Source organism: Pseudomonas sp. AP42, assembly GCF_001728935.1.
GTDB lineage: Bacteria > Pseudomonadota > Gammaproteobacteria > Pseudomonadales > Pseudomonadaceae > Aquipseudomonas > Aquipseudomonas lactis.
The window spans coordinates 41,976-58,084 of record NZ_LYSO01000020.1 but is presented as its reverse complement, the minus strand read 5'-3'; the positions used below and the strand labels follow the sequence as shown (position 1 = coordinate 58,084).

18 protein-coding genes are annotated in these 16,109 nt (G+C 56.5%); 15 read left to right on the top strand and 3 right to left on the bottom strand.

The genetic code is table 11. The features are described from left to right. Nucleotides 1–161: 161 nt before the first annotated feature. From A7K61_RS10545 to A7K61_RS10500, 10 genes are all read left to right on the top strand, one after another. On the top strand, nt 162–1,193 hold the full coding sequence (locus A7K61_RS10545) for a YhcG family protein (protein ID WP_047711873.1): 1,032 nt from the start codon (nt 162–164) through the stop codon (nt 1,191–1,193). Nucleotides 1,194–1,421: 228 nt separating this feature from the next. After that, nucleotides 1,422–2,003, top strand: a complete 582-nt coding sequence (locus tag A7K61_RS10540) for a YjfI family protein (protein ID WP_032895109.1) — start codon at nt 1,422–1,424, stop codon at nt 2,001–2,003. 17 nt (nt 2,004–2,020) lie between these two features. Further along, nucleotides 2,021–2,719 (top strand): PspA/IM30 family protein, encoded by a 699-nt coding sequence (locus A7K61_RS10535; RefSeq protein WP_047711872.1) that lies wholly within the window; start codon nt 2,021–2,023, stop codon nt 2,717–2,719. Between the two features lie 184 nt (nt 2,720–2,903). Beyond that, entirely contained in the window at nt 2,904–3,464 is a 561-nt protein-coding gene (locus tag A7K61_RS10530; RefSeq protein ID WP_047711871.1) for a rhomboid family intramembrane serine protease, read from the top strand. A gap of 72 nt (nt 3,465–3,536) precedes the next feature. Then, on the top strand, nt 3,537–4,571 hold the full coding sequence (locus A7K61_RS10525) for an ion channel (protein ID WP_069557509.1): 1,035 nt from the start codon (nt 3,537–3,539) through the stop codon (nt 4,569–4,571). After that, the gene (locus A7K61_RS10520) at nt 4,558–5,232 is read left to right on the top strand and encodes a DUF2491 family protein (RefSeq protein ID WP_069557508.1); all 675 of its coding nucleotides are present in this window, start codon (nt 4,558–4,560) and stop codon (nt 5,230–5,232) included. Before A7K61_RS10525 ends, A7K61_RS10520 begins: the two co-directional genes overlap by 14 nt. A 15-nt stretch (nt 5,233–5,247) precedes the next feature. Next, nucleotides 5,248–5,676, top strand: a complete 429-nt coding sequence (locus tag A7K61_RS10515) for a DUF350 domain-containing protein (protein ID WP_003194539.1) — start codon at nt 5,248–5,250, stop codon at nt 5,674–5,676. Nucleotides 5,677–5,694: 18 nt separating this feature from the next. Beyond that, entirely contained in the window at nt 5,695–6,405 is a 711-nt protein-coding gene (locus tag A7K61_RS10510) for a DUF1190 domain-containing protein (RefSeq protein WP_032895116.1), read from the top strand. Nucleotides 6,406–6,416: 11 nt separating this feature from the next. Next, nucleotides 6,417–7,574: a glutathionylspermidine synthase family protein gene (locus A7K61_RS10505; protein ID WP_069557507.1), complete on the top strand. Its 1,158-nt coding sequence runs from the start codon at nt 6,417–6,419 to the stop codon at nt 7,572–7,574. A 180-nt stretch (nt 7,575–7,754) separates the two neighbouring features. Then, the gene (locus tag A7K61_RS10500; protein ID WP_057711956.1) at nt 7,755–8,519 is read left to right on the top strand and encodes a type IV toxin-antitoxin system AbiEi family antitoxin; all 765 of its coding nucleotides are present in this window, start codon (nt 7,755–7,757) and stop codon (nt 8,517–8,519) included. 192 nt (nt 8,520–8,711) lie between these two features. On the opposite strand, the gene ycaC is transcribed toward A7K61_RS10500, so the two are convergent. Further along, nucleotides 8,712–9,344 (bottom strand): isochorismate family cysteine hydrolase YcaC, encoded by a 633-nt coding sequence (gene ycaC / locus A7K61_RS10495; RefSeq protein WP_069557506.1) that lies wholly within the window; start codon nt 9,342–9,344, stop codon nt 8,712–8,714. Nucleotides 9,345–9,849: 505 nt separating this feature from the next. On the opposite strand from ycaC, the gene A7K61_RS10490 reads away from it, so the two are divergent. Beyond that, nucleotides 9,850–10,086, top strand: a complete 237-nt coding sequence (locus tag A7K61_RS10490; protein ID WP_069557505.1) for a hypothetical protein — start codon at nt 9,850–9,852, stop codon at nt 10,084–10,086. Between the two features lie 359 nt (nt 10,087–10,445). On the opposite strand, the gene A7K61_RS10485 is transcribed toward A7K61_RS10490, so the two are convergent. Further along, nucleotides 10,446–11,120 carry a hypothetical protein gene (locus A7K61_RS10485; protein WP_017736617.1) on the bottom strand — a complete coding sequence of 225 codons (675 nt, stop codon included), beginning with the start codon at nt 11,118–11,120 and terminating at the stop codon, nt 10,446–10,448. A 237-nt stretch (nt 11,121–11,357) separates the two neighbouring features. Here A7K61_RS10485 and A7K61_RS10480 point away from each other — a divergent pair, with 237 nt between their 5' ends. The 4 genes from A7K61_RS10480 (at nt 11,358) to A7K61_RS33650 (ending at nt 15,430) form a co-directional block, all read left to right on the top strand. Next, complete coding sequence (locus A7K61_RS10480) at nt 11,358–12,644, top strand: hypothetical protein (RefSeq protein WP_017736616.1); 1,287 nt, start codon at nt 11,358–11,360, stop codon at nt 12,642–12,644. A gap of 68 nt (nt 12,645–12,712) precedes the next feature. Beyond that, nucleotides 12,713–12,943 carry an AlpA family transcriptional regulator gene (locus A7K61_RS10475; protein ID WP_017736615.1) on the top strand — a complete coding sequence of 77 codons (231 nt, stop codon included), beginning with the start codon at nt 12,713–12,715 and terminating at the stop codon, nt 12,941–12,943. 332 nt (nt 12,944–13,275) lie between these two features. Next, nucleotides 13,276–14,241: an inovirus-type Gp2 protein gene (locus A7K61_RS10470; protein ID WP_017736614.1), complete on the top strand. Its 966-nt coding sequence runs from the start codon at nt 13,276–13,278 to the stop codon at nt 14,239–14,241. A gap of 178 nt (nt 14,242–14,419) precedes the next feature. Continuing rightward, the gene (locus A7K61_RS33650) at nt 14,420–15,430 is read left to right on the top strand and encodes a hypothetical protein (protein ID WP_156796360.1); all 1,011 of its coding nucleotides are present in this window, start codon (nt 14,420–14,422) and stop codon (nt 15,428–15,430) included. Here A7K61_RS33650 and A7K61_RS10465 read toward each other — a convergent pair. Beyond that, nucleotides 15,358–16,089, bottom strand: coding sequence for a GntR family transcriptional regulator (locus tag A7K61_RS10465; RefSeq protein ID WP_231980899.1), 732 nt, complete (start codon nt 16,087–16,089; stop codon nt 15,358–15,360). The genes A7K61_RS33650 and A7K61_RS10465 overlap by 73 nt on opposite strands. Nucleotides 16,090–16,109 lie beyond the last annotated feature (20 nt).

Below are 16,109 nucleotides of genomic sequence, written 5' to 3'. Positions count from 1 at the left end.
CTGAAAAGGGCATTCAGGCTAGGGGTTGCCGTATAGGGGAGAGTCAAGGGCCAGCAGGACCTTTCTGTGAGGTGCGCAGGACCCTTCCTGAAGTGCTCATGAACGCTTGTGACGGTACTGTGGGCTGGCTAGCCTGCCGAAAACACCAGAGTAAAAAAGGCATGAGCGAAACTTCTATCGGGTTGATCGCGCCTCCTGAGGGCTACGGCGATTGGCTGACAGACCTCAAGGGCCGTATCCATCAGGCGCAACAGCGTGCGTCAATTGCCGTTAATCGTGAGCTGGTGCTGCTCTACTGGCAGATCGGGCACGATATTTTGATGCGTCAGCACGCTCAAGGTTGGGGTAGCAAAGTGATCGACCGCCTTGCGCAAGATCTGCGGGCGGCCTTTCCTGACATCAAGGGCTTTTCGCCGCGCAATTTGAAGTACATGCGTGCTTTTGCTGAGGCCTGGCCGGATTCGGAATTTGTGCAACAGGCTGCTGCACAATTGCCTTGGGGCCACAACGTGGTGCTGCTCGATAAGCTTCCCGGCCCCGAAACTCGTCGTTGGTACATCATTCAGGCCGTTAAACATAACTGGTCGCGCAACACACTGGTGATGCACATTGAAAACCGCCTGCTGGAGCGCAGTGGCAAGGCCGTCAGCAACTTCGAAAGCCATCTGCCCAAAGCGCAATCCGACCTGGCGCGCGAATCCCTCAAAGACCCGTACCGCTTTGATTTCCTCAGCCTGGGGCTGAATGCGCAAGAGCGCGAGATCGAAAAAGCCCTGATCAAGCACGTCACTGACTTCTTGTTGGAGTTGGGCGCAGGTTTTGCCTTCGTTGGCCGGCAAGTGCTGCTGAATGTAGGCGGCGATGAGTTCTTCATCGACCTGTTGTTCTATCACCTCAAGCTACGTTGCTATGTGGTGATAGAACTCAAGGCGGGCAAATTCAAACCCGAGCACCTGGGCAAACTGAGCTTCTATCTCGCGGCGGTGGATGCCGAGATAAAGCACCCACAGGATGGCCCGACTATCGGCCTCTTGTTGTGCAAGGGTAAAAATGAAGTGGTGGCTGAATATGCACTGCGCGATAACAACCGACCTATTGGTGTGGCGCAATATCAACTGATGGAGTCTTTGCCAGCCGAACTGCAATCGAGCTTGCCTAGCATCGAGCAAATCGAGCGAGAGTTGGCGGGGTAGGCTGGCCCTTTTCGGTGGCTGAAAAATGTAAGGAAAAATCTCACGCGTGAGCTATTGAGTCCCTTGCCGATTGCCTGTAGATTTTCTCACGCGTGAGTTTTTCACAGCGAGGTCAGTACCATGAACAGCAGCTCTCCATCGAGCCCATCAGCAGGGCCCGATACCGATTCAGCAAGCCTCAAGGGAGAGCGCTTGAAGCCGTCCGCAAAAAAGCCGTCGAGCTTTTACATGAAGCAGATGCGCGCGGGGCTGGCGGCGGCCGGTTATGTGAAACACGAGACTTGGGTGCTTCCCGAAAACCGAAGCCTGCTCAAGCAAATGGAGAAACAGCTACGCCAACCGATCCTGGCTGGCTCATTCATGTCGGAGAATTTCATGAGCGCAGGTACCAACTGGAATATCGATCGCCTCTTCAGTGCTCTTCAGGCCCTGGATGATGTGACGTCCAATGACATTACGCTTTCTCTCGTCCAAGGCTCCGAGTCCAGCATCAAGCTGGAGATGAACGACTTTGGTGGCTTGCCGATTTATATCGCGGTGGTGGGCGAGCAAATCATCGTGGATACCGTCCTGGTCGACGCTGAGTCCATCAACGACGTGCCGGCCTTCAACGACGCGGTGCTGCGCAGCCGGGAGATGTTCCCGTTGTCGTCCATCGGCATCGAGTCCATGCCGAACGGGCAGGTGGTTTACAACATGTTCGGTGCGCTCAGCTCCGACTCCAGCCTGACCAACATCGTGACCGAGGTGAAAACCCTGGTTGATAACGTGCAGCGCGCCAGCGAAGCCTTCGAACGTTTCTTCATTTAATTATTCGGGAAAATCCAATGACTCAGTCCATCTGGAGCAAATTGTTCACCGCGTTGCGTGGCGGTGCCAGCGAAGTCGGCGAATCGATCGTCGACCAACAGGCCCTGCGCATCCTTGACCAGGAAATTCGCGATGCCGACAGCGCCTTGGCCAGCGCCAAGCGTGAATTGGTAAGCATCATGGCCAAGCACAAACTGGCGGCTGATCGCGTTGGCGAGTACGACGCCAAGATCAAAGACCTGGAATCCAAGGCGATGGCCGCTATCCAGGCCAACCGTGAAGACCTCGCCCTGGAAGTGGCCGAAGCCATTTCGACCCTGACCAACGAGCGGGACGTGGAGCAAAAGCAGACCACCGAGTTCGGTGGGTACGCTGAAAGCATGCGCAAAGACATCACCAAAGCCGAGAGCCGCATCAAAAGCCTGCGCCAGCAAGTGGACATGGCCAAGGCTCGCGACAGCGTGCAAAAGGCCCAGGTCAGTGCCTCCATTGCCAGCGGCGGTGCTAACGGCAAGCTGGAAACCGCGGTCGGTACGCTCAACCGCTTGCAGGCCAAGCAGCAGCAACGTGCCGCTGAGCTGCAAGCCCAGGATGAGCTGGCTGATGCGTCAACGGGCACGGACCTGGAGCGCAAACTGCGCGATGCCGGCATCACGCCGAACGAAGGCAGTGCCAATGCGATTCTGGAGCGTTTGAAGCAAAAGTCGGCTGAGTAATAAAGGCAAGTCCAAGCAGCGCAGACCAAAGTGGGGCTTGCTCGCGAAAGCGGTGGGGCAGTCACTGTCAATGTTGACTGAGCTGGCGCCTTCGCGAGCAAGTCGAATCGTCGCACCGCCGCTCCCACAAGGGGCGGTGTTTCACTGAGCGGCATTGGGCACTTCTTTTCATGTTGAGGTCAGGATGAACGCCTTGAACGGTTTCAAGACAATCGCAGGCCTGGCCCTCTTCATGGTCGCGCTGCAACTGCTCAATGTGGCGACCGGTTACAGCCTCATGGCGTTCGGGCTGATCCCGAGAACGGTGCAGGGCCTGTTCGGTATCCTCACCTCACCGTTTTTGCATGCCTCCTTCGCCCACCTGAGCGCCAACCTGATTGCTTTTTTGGTCTTGGGCTCTTTGGTCATGATCGAAGGGGTCAGCCGGTTCATTGCCGTCAGTGCCATCGTCATTCTGCTGGGCGGCTTGTTGGTCTGGCTGTTTGGTTTTTCAGGCGTACACGTCGGCGCCAGCGGCTGGGTGTTCGGACTATGGGCCTATCTGCTGTCTCGCGCCTGGTTTCACAGAAGCTGGGGCAATTTGCTAACAGCCGCTGTCGTGGCTTTGCTGTATGGCGGACTGATCGTGGGCTTCCTTCCGCGGCAGGGCGTTTCCTTCGAAGGGCATCTGTTTGGTGCGCTCGCCGGATTTATTGCAGCCAAGGTACTTCTATCCACGCCGCGCAGCGGGTTTAATGCCGGGTGACCGCACTTGAGCATCCAGACGCCGAGGCGATGCTGTCGTCAGGATTCAAGTACCCAGGGAGCCAGGGGCCAAATGTCGATTTTCCTACTGTTACGCATGTACGCCTCGTCCCTCTTTCACCGCTTCGGTTGGGCAGGGCTGATCGTTGCCTTGGGTGTCCACCTGAGCACGGCTTACCTGGGCCTGGTGTTGCTGGGCGAACAACACCTCACTGCTCCCGCCACGTTTATCTACTTCTACCTCACCACCACACTCACCGTCGGCTATGGCGACCTCGCGCCGCAGACCTCGGCGGGACGAATTTTCGTGGCGACCTGGGTCATGCTCGGGGGCATTGCGCTGCTCACGGCCGCCATCGGCAAAACCACCAGCAGTGTTATCGATGCATGGAGAAAAGGCATGAAGGGCAAAGGTGATTTCACCGGCAAGGTCGGCCATACCGTGCTGATCGGCTGGGAGGGCGCGTCCAGCGAGCGGGTGATTGAGTTGTTGCTGCAAGACGAAACCTCGAACGACAACCTGATCGTGATCTGCGATTGCAGCCTTGAAGAAAACCCGATGCCGGGCAAAGCAGCGTTCATCCGCGGCGAGAGCCTGTCTTCCACCGCGCTGTTGCTGCGTGCCGGTGTGCCCGGTGCCGAGCGTGTGCTGGTGCGAACCCCGTCTGATGACCTGACGCTGGCCACCGTGCTGGCGGTGAACCAACTAAGCCCCGTCGGGCATGTGGTCGCCCACTTCAACGAAAGTGAAATCGCCGCACTCGCCAGCTCCTACGCCCCGCGGCTGGAATGCACGTCCAGCATGGCAATCGAAATGCTGGTGCGCGCCTCTCAGGATCCGGGCTCGTCGGTGGTGATCAATGAATTGCTGTGCGTGGGGCAGGGCGCCACCCAGTACCTGATGAAATTGCCCGATGCCTTTGAGGCAACCTTCGGCGAGCTGTACACGCAGATGAAGGAACGCCACAACGCCACCCTCATCGGCTATCGCGCCCAAGGTGTTCAGCAGGCGTCGATCAACCCGCCCAATGCCACACAGGTCAAAGGCGGCGAACTCTTCTACATCGCTTCCACCCGACTTAAGGAAATCTCCCATGGGATGGCTTAAACAGTTGATGGGGCTTGAGGCCCCAAAAGCCACTACCGACTCGAGCCCGGCCGTCAGCCCAAGCCTGCCAGCCACCGGCCCGCTGGGCCTGGCACCGGGCAAGGGGGTGATGTTCGACACCACCCTGAAATTGCTGCTCGATGAAAAAACCAACGTGGTGATCCCCGGTTCCCAGGAAATCTGGAGCAACGGCACCATCGACCTCGGCCAGTCCACCTGGCTGTCGCGCTATTACATGAACGACGAAGATTATTGGCTGCAGGTGCACACCACCGGGCAGGTCGCAGGCCAGGTCGAGTCGGTGATTCTGTTCAACTACCTCAGTTACGTCACCATCAGCAGTGAAGCAGAACTGCGCAGGCTGGCGGGCCCACAGAGCCTGATCGGGCTGCCGACTTACACCCACGACGGCGTCGAGTTCTTCCGTGAGTGGGGCAGCGAGGACGGCCAGACCGAACTGGTGGCGATGAGCGAGCAGGTCACCAGCCCAGAAGCCACCTACAGCGTCGAGCACCGTTCGATGCTATACGCCCGCGACACCGGCCTGACCGACCGTCGAGAGTTCCTGCTGTTCTCCGTCGAAGAAGATACCGAAGGCACCATCAGCCTGAGCACATCCCTGGGCATTTCGCTGTACACCACCGACCTGACTACGCTCTAAAAAAGGAAGCCGTCCATGCTAGAAGCACTCTCCATCTCCCTTAACAAAGCTGCCGTGCTCGGCTTTGTCCTCTATATCCTGGGGGCTGCGGTACTGTTCGCGCTGTTCCAGTTCATCTACACCCGCATCACTCCGCACAAGGAGTTCGAACTGATCCGTGCGGGCAACACCTCCGCAGCGGTCGCCCTGGGCGGTGCCATCGTCGGTTTCGCCATTCCGGCCAGCAACGTGATTGCCTACTCGATCAACGTTCTTGACTTCATCGTCTGGGCCGTGATCGCCGCCGTCGTCCAGCTGCTGGCGTTCCTGCTGACCAGCCTGGTACTAAAAGGCACGTCCGAGCGCATCAAGAAGGGCGAGCTGGCGGCCGGTATCTACGTGGCCGCGGTGGCCATCAGCGTCGGCATGCTGAATGCCGCGTGCATGACGCCCACCTCGAACTGATTGCCCACGGAGCTCCCGATGAAACGAAGCAAGTACGTCCAGCTGTCGCTGGCAGCGTCGGTCGCCATGGCGATATCCGGCTGTGGCCCAACGGAAAAAACCTACGACCTGCAAAAGAAGTACAACTTCCAATCGGTACAGCAATGCGCCGATGAAAAACTTCCGGTAGACGTCTGCTCGGACGCCTACATGACCGCCATGGCCGAGCATCGCCGCATAGCGCCGGTGTACGACAGCCAGGCCGACTGCGACGCCGACTTTGTTGCCGACTGGTGCCAGCAAGACTCCACCGGCAAATTCATCCCGCGCTTGGGCGGTTTCGAACTGACCGCCGAAGGCCAGGTGACCCAATCCCAGGTCGACGCTGCCAATGCGCAAGCGGCCAACGCTCAGGCCAGCGGCGGTGGCTCAGGCTTCTCTACCAGCAGCCTGCTGACCGGCCTGCTGATCGGCAACATGCTGAGCAACAACCGCAACAGCTACCGCTCGGAGCCGGTGTACCGCTATCGCGATGATCGCGGCAATTACGGCAACTCGACGCTCAACCAACGCGTGTCAAATGGCGCGACCTTTGGCCGTTCCAACCAGGCCCGGTACGGCAGCAGCAATTACACCAGCACGCTGCGCTCTTCCCCTAAGTCGAGCTCGGTTTCATCGGCCACCTCCCGGGGTGGCTTCGGCAGCAAAGCCAGCGCACGCAGCGGCTGGGGCGGCGGGTCGAGCAGCTAAGGAAACCGGCCATGAAGAAGATCCAATGCGCAGAGCGTCATGACTGGAAACATACCGCCGAGAGTCTTGGCTTCCTGTTCCATACCATCGACGACGAACCTTACTGGGACGAAAGCGCGTACTACCAGTTCACGCTCAAGCAAATCGAGCGCGACCTCGAAGACCCGACCACCGAGCTCCATGACATGTGCATGGACCTCGTCGCCCGCGTGGTCCACAGCGAAGAGCTGCTTGAACGCCTGAGCATCCCCGCGCCCTTCTACGACATGATCCGCACCTCATGGCTCGAAGGCCACCCGCACCTGTACGGGCGCATGGACTTCTCCTACAACGGCAGCGGGCCCGCCAAGCTGCTGGAGCTCAACTACGACACCCCCACCAGCCTCTACGAAGCCGCGGCATTTCAGTGGGGCTGGCTGGAACAATGCATCGAACGCGGCCTGCTGCCCAAGCACGCCGACCAGTTCAATAGCATCGACACCAAACTGCACCAGGCCTTCGCGCAACTGCAGGTCAACCAGCCGTTCTACTTCGCCTCGATGAAAGACTCGGTCGAAGACAAAGGCACCACCGACTACCTGCGTCTGGTCGCCGAAAAGGTCGGCATCGAATCCCGCCACATCGACATCGAAGACATCGGCCTGACCAGCGAAGGCCGCTTCGTCGATCTTGAAGATCGCTGGATCCCCCACCTGTTCAAACTGCATGCCTGGGAGTTCATCTTCCACGAACCCTTTGGTGCGGCGATTGCCCAGAGCGACACACAGTTCTTCGAGCCCGCGTGGAAATCCATTATTTCCAACAAAGGCATCCTGCCGCTGCTGTGGGAATTCAACAAAGGCCACCCCAACCTGCTCGCGTCCCACCTGGACACCGATCCAAGTAAAGCCGTGCCAAAAGGCTGGGTGCGCAAACCTTTCTTCTCACGGGAAGGCGCCAACATCGAACTGCAAACCGCCGACGGCCTGACTGTAAAAGAAGACGGCCCCTACACGGATGCGCCCTTCATCCTTCAAGAGTTCGCGCCGCTGCCAAAATTTGGTGACAGCTACACGCTGATCGGCTCTTGGGTAATTGGCGACCAGGCCGCCGGCATCGGTGTGCGCGAGGACAATAGCTTGATCACCAAGGACTCAAGCCGGTTTCTGCCGCACTTGATCCTGGATTAAGGAAGTTGATCGTTCCCACGCTCCGCGTGGTAACGCAGCCACTGACGCTCCGCGTCACCGCGCCCTGGTATTGACGTACCCATTCACGGCTGCAATCAAAGCTTCGCAAGAATAGTCATGCCCAGCATTCTCGTGGTTTAATATTTTTTATATAAATACCCTTATAGGGTGATATTTATCATGAAAATAAACCATCTTCTCGCTGAATGGCCGTCGGGCTCCATTGCCACCCAAGCGTGGCTGCACGAACACGGCGTTGGGCCGAGCCTCATTCAAAAGTATCAGCACACGGGTTGGGTAGAGCGTGTGGGGCATGGTGCGTGGAAACGCAGCGGCGACGATCTTGACTGGCACGGCGGCGTCTTCGCACTGCAACAAGACGCAACGGTGCAGATTTGGCCGGGTGGTGCGACGGCGTTGAGCCTGGCCGGTTACAGCCACTACCTGACCTTCGGAAAGCAGACAGTCGATCTATTCGGCGCATCAGAAGCTCTTCTGCCAGGCTGGTTTCGCAAGCACGAATGGGAGGCCCAGGTAAATTTCTACCGAGGTGCGCTCTTTGCGGGGCTGGAAGATATGGCGTTACAAGTTTTCCAAGTGCCGTACCGCCAATTTGCGCTAAAAATCTCCACCCCGGAGCGTGCGGTGCTTGAGCTTATCCATCAAAGCGACGATGAAATGCTGTTCAGCGGTGTGGCCGATGTATTGAGCGGTCTGGCCACACTCAGCCCCAAACGCCTGCAAAAACTGCTTGAAGCGTGCAACTCGATCCGCGTCAAACGTGTGTTCCTGTTGCTGGCACGTAACGCGAACCATGCGTGGTATAGGCGAATAGATCGTTCCAGCATCGACATGGGTAAGGGCAAGCGGCAAATCATCCGGGGCGGTCGACTCGATAAAGAGTTCCTCATTACCGTTCCGGAGCGTTTTGCCAATGCCACTTGATCCACGTTATGCCGCTCAGGCTTGTTTACCTGCCGTGCGATGGAAGCTGCATACCATCAGGTAGATAGCTGTTGCTAAGCGGATAGGCGCTCTGACCAAATTCAAGGCGGTGGTTGGGCAATTGCTGGCCGGGTAAGCCGTGAAATGAAAAAGCCTGCTTTTCAAAGCAGGCTTGTCATACAGCGTGGTGACTTACTTAGATTGGGCAGTCAGCGCCGCATACCCATTCATCAAATTGCGATAGTTAGGAATCCGCTGGGACAACAGATTCCCCAGCCCTTCGATGTCGTTGCGCCAGTCGCGGTGCAACTCACACGCCACCGAGAACCAGTTCATCAACTGCGCACCGGCCTGCGTCATCCGGCTCCACGCCGCTTGCTGCACGGTGGTATTGAACGTGCCCGATGCATCCGTCACCACAAACACCTCAAACCCTTCCGCCAGCGCCGACAGCGTCGGGAACGCCACACACACATCCGTTACTACACCGGCAATGATGATCTGCTTACGCCCGGTGGCCTTGATCGCTTTGACGAAATCCTCGTTGTCCCAGGCATTGATCTGACCGGGGCGAGCGATATACGGCGCGTCCGGGAACATCTCCTTCAGCTCCGGCACCAGCGGGCCGTTAGGGCCTTGCTCGAAACTGGTGGTGAGGATGGTCGGCAAGTTGAAGAACTTGGCCAGGTCAGCCAGGGCCAGCACGTTGTTCTTGAACTCGTTGGGGGAGAAGTCCTGCACCAGGGAGATCAGGCCGGTCTGGTGGTCGACCAGCAGAACAATGGCGTCGTCTTTGTTCAAGCGGTTGTAGGTTGCAGTGCTCATGGTTGAATCCTTTTTTGTTTAGGTTGGTTGGGCGTTGCGTTCAACATGGGCACAGATTAATGGGTGGGTGACGAGGGATAAATCGGGTGGGAGGCGTCTTACTGTCAACTTAAAGTGGACAATGGTTGGCGCCCGATTTCAGGCCTCCGGGTTGCTGTGCAGAACAGGAGTGAATTGCCTGATTTTGAGTAGCCAGCAGGTCCGATCCCTTTCATTTGCAGGACGTTTCCTAGAGAATCCCAACCGCTTGCGCCAGTGGAATTGGGTGACTAGGCTGCTGACCGTCACTGCTAATTCAGTGATCGGGTTTAGTCGCCCGGATTCGATTGGCGCATAAGCAACTCGTGAGTCAGGCACCCCATCGCCTGCATCTTATGGTGGCTGTGCGCAGGGCACCTTCGGGTGCGCCGGGTTCCAATCGACCGGTCGACTAACCTGCGTACAGCTGCCACCTTTCGTTTAGTCGCGTAAATGGCAGCTTCAAATTATCGATTGGAGTTTTGCTATGGATAACGTTGTTTCAGATTTGCCGTCGTCAGGCGCAACCAACCCATTCAAGGTCAATGAAGAACTGAGCTTCGAGGATGCCTGGGTGCAGGTGGCTGAGCTGCTGCATTGTGCGCTGGCTACGTCACAGGTGATCGGCGATTCAGTGGCTGCGCCGCAGCGAGCGGTGATGCATTTGGTGGAGATGGCGAAAATGGTTGCGGATCGGGCGGTGGAGTGTTCGCAGCCCAGGTGAGGTGACATTGGCATTGGGTCAGCAAGGTGCTGATTCAATGCTGCACTGGCTGCCTGCTCATTTACCGCATTCATGTCGCTATCTGGCATCTTTTGCGACACGTTTTACCTTCATGTCGTTATTGGCGACATATCAACACATCCCCTTATCATTTGAGCAGCGGCCTGTTGCCCAACTTCGCTTGTCGCCAGCACGGCGCGCGACGGTGTATTGCCTGTTCAGCAGATATTAAAAAGCCGGCTTGTGGCCGGTGTTCTTATTAAATATGTTGTTGATTTTAAAATACTTTATTTTTGCTTGTCGTATTGACCCACACTTTGACCCACACTGATGCGAGTTGCTGCCCTGGGAGGCTGATCTCAGATGTTCCTAGGGCTCATCATTTCATGCTTCGCTAGGACGGCCCTGATTGCCTCCTGGATCTCGCGCATTCGCTTCTCGGCAATCCTGTTAGCTTCTGACTCCTGCTCAGCCGAAAGTTCGGGGGTCTGTTCGTTGAGGTATACCTGCCAGCCAGCCAGTCGTCTCAGGCTGGCGTCCAGGTGCTTGGTGGTCACCTCGAGCCTGATCTTGTTCAGCTCCTGCGCAAGCTTGCTTGAGTTGCGGGTGATTGTTTTCTCCAGGGCCTCGCGTCGCTTTCCCTCTTTCTGATCTTGGCTCGACTGCAGGGCGCCTGCGATCAGGCTTTCTATGATCGCTGTTTCGGTGGTGTCAGCATTTTTTGCAAGGATTTTTAGCTTGTCCTTGGTGTTGAGAGGCAGGGTGAAAGAGCACGTTTTTCGCCCGCCTTCCGCCAGTCTATAGCGCCGCTGTCTGATGGAGTTTCTCATCCGTTCAATGAGCTTTACGCCTGCTGCATATTTTTCTAGCTCATGGATCGACTCGGCGAGCGAGTGGTAAAGCATGGGGGGTGTCGGGCTGGGCTTGGCCTTAAGCCCTTCAGGCCATCGCTTCGACAGGTAGCTCGCTGCCCACTCCGCCTCTTTGCGATCGAGTTCATTTAGCCAGCTTGGCGCATTTTCAGTCTCAGCCATCCCCTCTTACCCCTCCCGTTTAGCGGTGCCGGTGCGCCGCACTCGTTCGATTTTTGACGATCGTTAACAGTGAGATTAACAGATCTGTTAATTGGCATACGTCATGCGTGTTTAATGGTAAGGTTAACTCATTCATTACAGGATGTGTTAATCGTCCTGTTACATGAATTATGGTTTGTGGGAAAATAGGGTATAAAGTCTGATCTAATTTGATCATGAAATTTTAGGTTAAGAGCTATGATAGCCTTCTTGAAGATTGATGTTGAGGCTGAATCAAGATTCTTCCTGCAAGCATTTCTATGCATGAATGACTTGAGTCTGGAGGCCCCTTACAAGATCAAGTCGGTAGCGAAGCAGCTCTGCTTGACGGAGAGATTTGTCCGGGACGCATCGCAAGAGTTGGTCAGGGCTAGGCTTCTGAGGGAAAGCAAGCAGGAAGGCGGGGTTGGGCGTCCTGGTGTTGGATACGTTGCCTCGGAGCGCTTGCTTAGAGTGCTCGCCGAAGTAGGCAGAGAATTCACCCACCAAGAGCTAATGCTTCGCCTTTTTCTTGAGCCGGACATTTACGCAGTTGGAGAGGGTGAAACGTCGGCATCGACAGATCAGGAGGAAAAGTCATCCCGCTCCGCTACCCGCAAAGACGGTCGACCTGCTGCCCCTGGTGCCAAGGGGCGGCTGGGGGCTGCCTCCCGGATGTTATTGGCCGCTCTTCTCAGCGAGGCTGACGAGTGCGGTGTCGTGACTGGGCTTGGAGGGCCGAGGCTCAGGGCCATGACTGGACTCGACTCCTTATCGATCAAGCATCAATTGAAGCGTCTTTTGAGCTTGGGGTTCGTTCGTAGCTATGTGCCGGGGCTGTCGAATGGGGTTTTCGTTGGCTCAAAGGTCACGAGCATTTACTACCTGAACCTTGATCACCCACAGCTCCGTGTGAAGCAGAGGCAGCGGGGATTGGTGGTGTACGCAACTCAGGGGCCGAACAAGTACGACATGCTTGAATCGGCAATGCCTACGACAGAGGCACTAAAAGTATTGGGGCCTAGAGCTTTGGATATGCTCTATCACAAGCTGGCAAGCCATACATCCCACCTGCTGACGGCTATTTGGGCGGCCCCTGAGTACGAGCTTGTTGACGTTAAAGCGGCAGTTCTTGAAAGGATTGCTGGTGAGCTGGGTGGGCCACTGACTGTTGGTGCTGATCGGGGTGTGCCTGGCCCATGGGATGGCTTGATGGAAAGCTTCCATGCTGAAGCGTGTAGATGGGCCGAGAGCATCTACAAAGGGCTGCGCCGAATGAAAGTGTGGCAAGGATACAGGCCCCAGCTGGTTAGACTCATCCCTGCTCCAGTCAGAAGCGATGGCTGGAGCATTGTGTCGCTGGTTGTCTATCCAGCCCCCAGAGCCAGCAATACATGTCTTTGGGTATGGGACGTGCGCGGAGGGAGGCTTGACTCGTATGTGCGAGAGGATGCATTGGACCTGGCGCTGCGCTATGAGGTGGCGCTTTTGACCAAGGCACCCTAGGCGAGCTACAGGCCGGTCATTTTTTACCGCCACCGCAGATCCTCTGAGCCATACAGAGGAGCCTGCTCATGCGAATCATGCGATTGAAAGAGGTAATCGATACAACTGGCCTGTCTCGGTCGACCCTGTACAAGTACATCGGGGAAGGCAGGTTCGTTTCCCCGGTCTCGCTAGGCGATAGATCAATTGGATTTGTCGAAAGCGAGGTCTTTGATTGGATTCTGGCCAGGATCGAAGAGCGTGACCTGGCGGAGGAGGCTGCAATGCGTTCCACCAGCCGCCTAAGTGTAGCCAAGTAGAGCCGATCATAAACGCCATGACTCGCTAAGGCTGGTCATGGCGTTTATGCCGTTGGGGGGCAAAGTTCTCAGCTAACTCTCCCAACGTTAAGCGCGGCGAATCTCTCGGCTGGCCGAGCAATGTTGCTCCCATTGCTCGGCCAGCCTGGGGTGGCCGCTGGGGCTTGGATCGGGATCTAGTTATATAGCTCTGGACTATCAATTTATAACCACGCAATAGCCTGAGCTCTAATGGCAGCACGAACTCTAACACCCTGCCTATGGGTTAGGTCATCGGTGAAAAAATACACATCACGTACCTGATATGCCAAAAACTAATCAGGTACACAACCATGACCAAACGAAACACCCACACCAGTCCATCCCGGTCCGATACCTCTATCCGGATTGAGCGTCTCATCAACGCCATCCAGCGTTCAGATAGCCAAGCCTACCGAATCAGATACTCGAAGCATGGTGATGAACTGGTCAGTGAAACCAGGCTGTCAAAGTACTTCGATGGGATCGAGCAGATGATCGCGCTGTTCGAGGGAGATGTGGAGTACCAATCCAGCTGGCACTTGAGCCTCTTTCAGCAAGCCTGCCAGACCATTGGGGTTGAGCTCAGCCCATGTGGCATTACCTGCTTGAGCGAGGACGGAACACGCTACCTGAGCACCAGCGAGACACTGAACGAACTGACCAAGTGCATCCGTACTCTCCGCACCCAAAAGAGGTTCATGCGTCGGGACGCTGACCAGCGCTACCTGGCTATTCAGCAGGAGATCGAGATCGGTAGCTACGTGGATGCCGTGCTTGATCGCTATGCCCGTACCTGCGTGGTCAGGGTTGATCTGTATTACCGGACAGAGGTCCAAGCGAGGTTGCGTGTGGAGCGCGTATTCGACGACCTGAATCGGTTGATTGCTGAGCGTGAGCGTAACCTGATTTTTGACCATGAAACCGGCTACATCTGCAGCGTTGAGCAAGGCGAGGATCGGGGCTATCACATCCATGCTGCGTTCTTCTTCAACGGTGCTGAAGTGAATGCCGACATCTACAAGGCCCAGCGGATCGGTGAGCTGTGGGAGCGCATTACCCGTGGTCAGGGCTGCTTCAACAACTGCAACCTCGAAAAGGATAAATACCAAGACAGGCTTGGCATTGGCCTGATCCACCGGCGAGACCTGAACGCGCGGGGTAACGTGCATTACGCCATGCGTTACCTGGTCAAGAATGATCAACACCTGCGACTCAAGCCGGTTGGTGCTCGTTGCTTGCGTAAGGGGCAGGCAAAGAAAGGCTTGCGGGGCGACTAATCGGTTCGCTCCCCTGGCGACCATATTGATCACGCAGGTTGGGTCGGTAGTTCAAGCTCGCGCTGGTGATCTGGTGGGTTGCCAGCGTGCTGGACGCTAGCGCGGTGCCTGTGGAGTCCTGGTCGGCCGATGGTTTAGGCTCTGTCCAGGAATCTAAGGCTGCTGTGAGTGCTGTGGGATGACAGAGAAAGGAGAACGATGCCGGCAGCATTACCAGTCGGTGTATGAAAGGAATCAGCCTGCACTCGGCAAAGGCCGTGCTCTTGATGAATCTTTGCATCATTTCTTGGATCAGCGGCCTGCAGGTAAAAACCTCTCTGCACTTGACCGCGCGACTGGCCTGGCTTCAGCACCGTTTTGGCATGATGCGGAGGCGGTCACTCGCTCCGAGCTGGCAAGCCTTGCTCTCAGTCGGGTGCTGCTCTTCGACAATGCAGTCAGTGTCGACCTACTGCTGGAGCTGGCCAGCCATGCCCCAGACACCCTCAGATGGGCAATCCGCTACTCGAAGCTGTTTGAGCGTACTGCTTCGCCGCTATGGCTTGCGCTTCGTGCAGCGCTCGTGGGGGGAGAGTGGCAGATATTCTTCGGTGTCTGTGACCGTTTGCTGGATCAGCTCAAGCCCTTTGATGAGCTGATTGGCAACGCTGAAAAACAGCTTGGGCACTTATCCCTGCTGGAATTGTTTTCCTACCTCAGCGTGCTGGCCTATCAGGCGTTTTCTGAAGACGCTTCCGATGATCGTTCCGGTCAGCAGTGGAAGCTCTACAACCGCATTATCCTGAGGAAACTCCAGGCTTGCCCGGAGGAAGATTTTCGCCTGAACGAGTCACGGCTCGGGCAGTCGCTGAAGCGCCACCTGTCACCGATTATTTTCCCCGAATCGTCCACCGCTGATGCAGCTAGATGTCGTGAAAACCTCGAATGGCTGGCTGTTCTGATTGCGGCAACCCAAGAGCGGATCGACTACGAGGGTTCGATTGACTGGTTCTGCTTCGGTCCGGAGTGCAATTACCAGCTAAAACCGGGTGTCGAAGGAGCGGCAAACACCGTTGTGGGATGGACCTTAATGCTCTGCAAGGAGGGGTTCGGAATATCTTCCCAATTTCGTACCGTTCAACCGAAGATTTCGTCCAGATCCACCTCCTGTTCTTCCCCTATCGAAAGATCCAGCGTGTTCTCGATGTGATTCAGGTGCTCTATCACGAGCCTGACCGCCTCCTCAGTTTCGCCTGACTTGATAGCGTTCACGATCTCAAGATGCTCATGGTTTGGGCATGCCGGCACATTGGGCGCGTCGTACAACAGGATAATCAGACAGGTCAGCGAAGACAGCTCTCGCATAAGTTTCAAAAGTGGGGGACTGCCGACCATTTCTGCGATCCGTAGGTGGAACTCTCCAGACAAGCGAATAACCGCGCGCTTGTCATTGTTTTCCCGAGCAGCGCGCTCTAGGGCCACATGGTCATAGAGTTGAGTGATCTGGTTTTCACCCGCGTGCGCTACGAGCGTCCGAATTAGCGCCGGCTCCAGAATCCTGCGTGCGTTAAATATATGCCGAGCTTCCTCTACAGACGGACTGGCTACGAACGCGCCACGGTTGGGAATCGTGGTGACAACACCTTCATGTGCGAGCCGGGCGAGCACTTCGCGAATGCGGGTGCGGTTGACCTCAAATACGCTGGCAAGCTTCTCCTCCACAAGCTTGGTACCAGGGATGAGCCGGTGTTCCATCACCGCATTCAGGATGCGCTCATAAATGGCGTCGCGTTTCTCGGCTGTTCCAAGAATCTGGCCAGTAGTGCGGGCTTTGCGAGGACGTGCTGTGGGTGAGTCGTCGATGAGCATGGGTGCCGTCTGCATGGTTT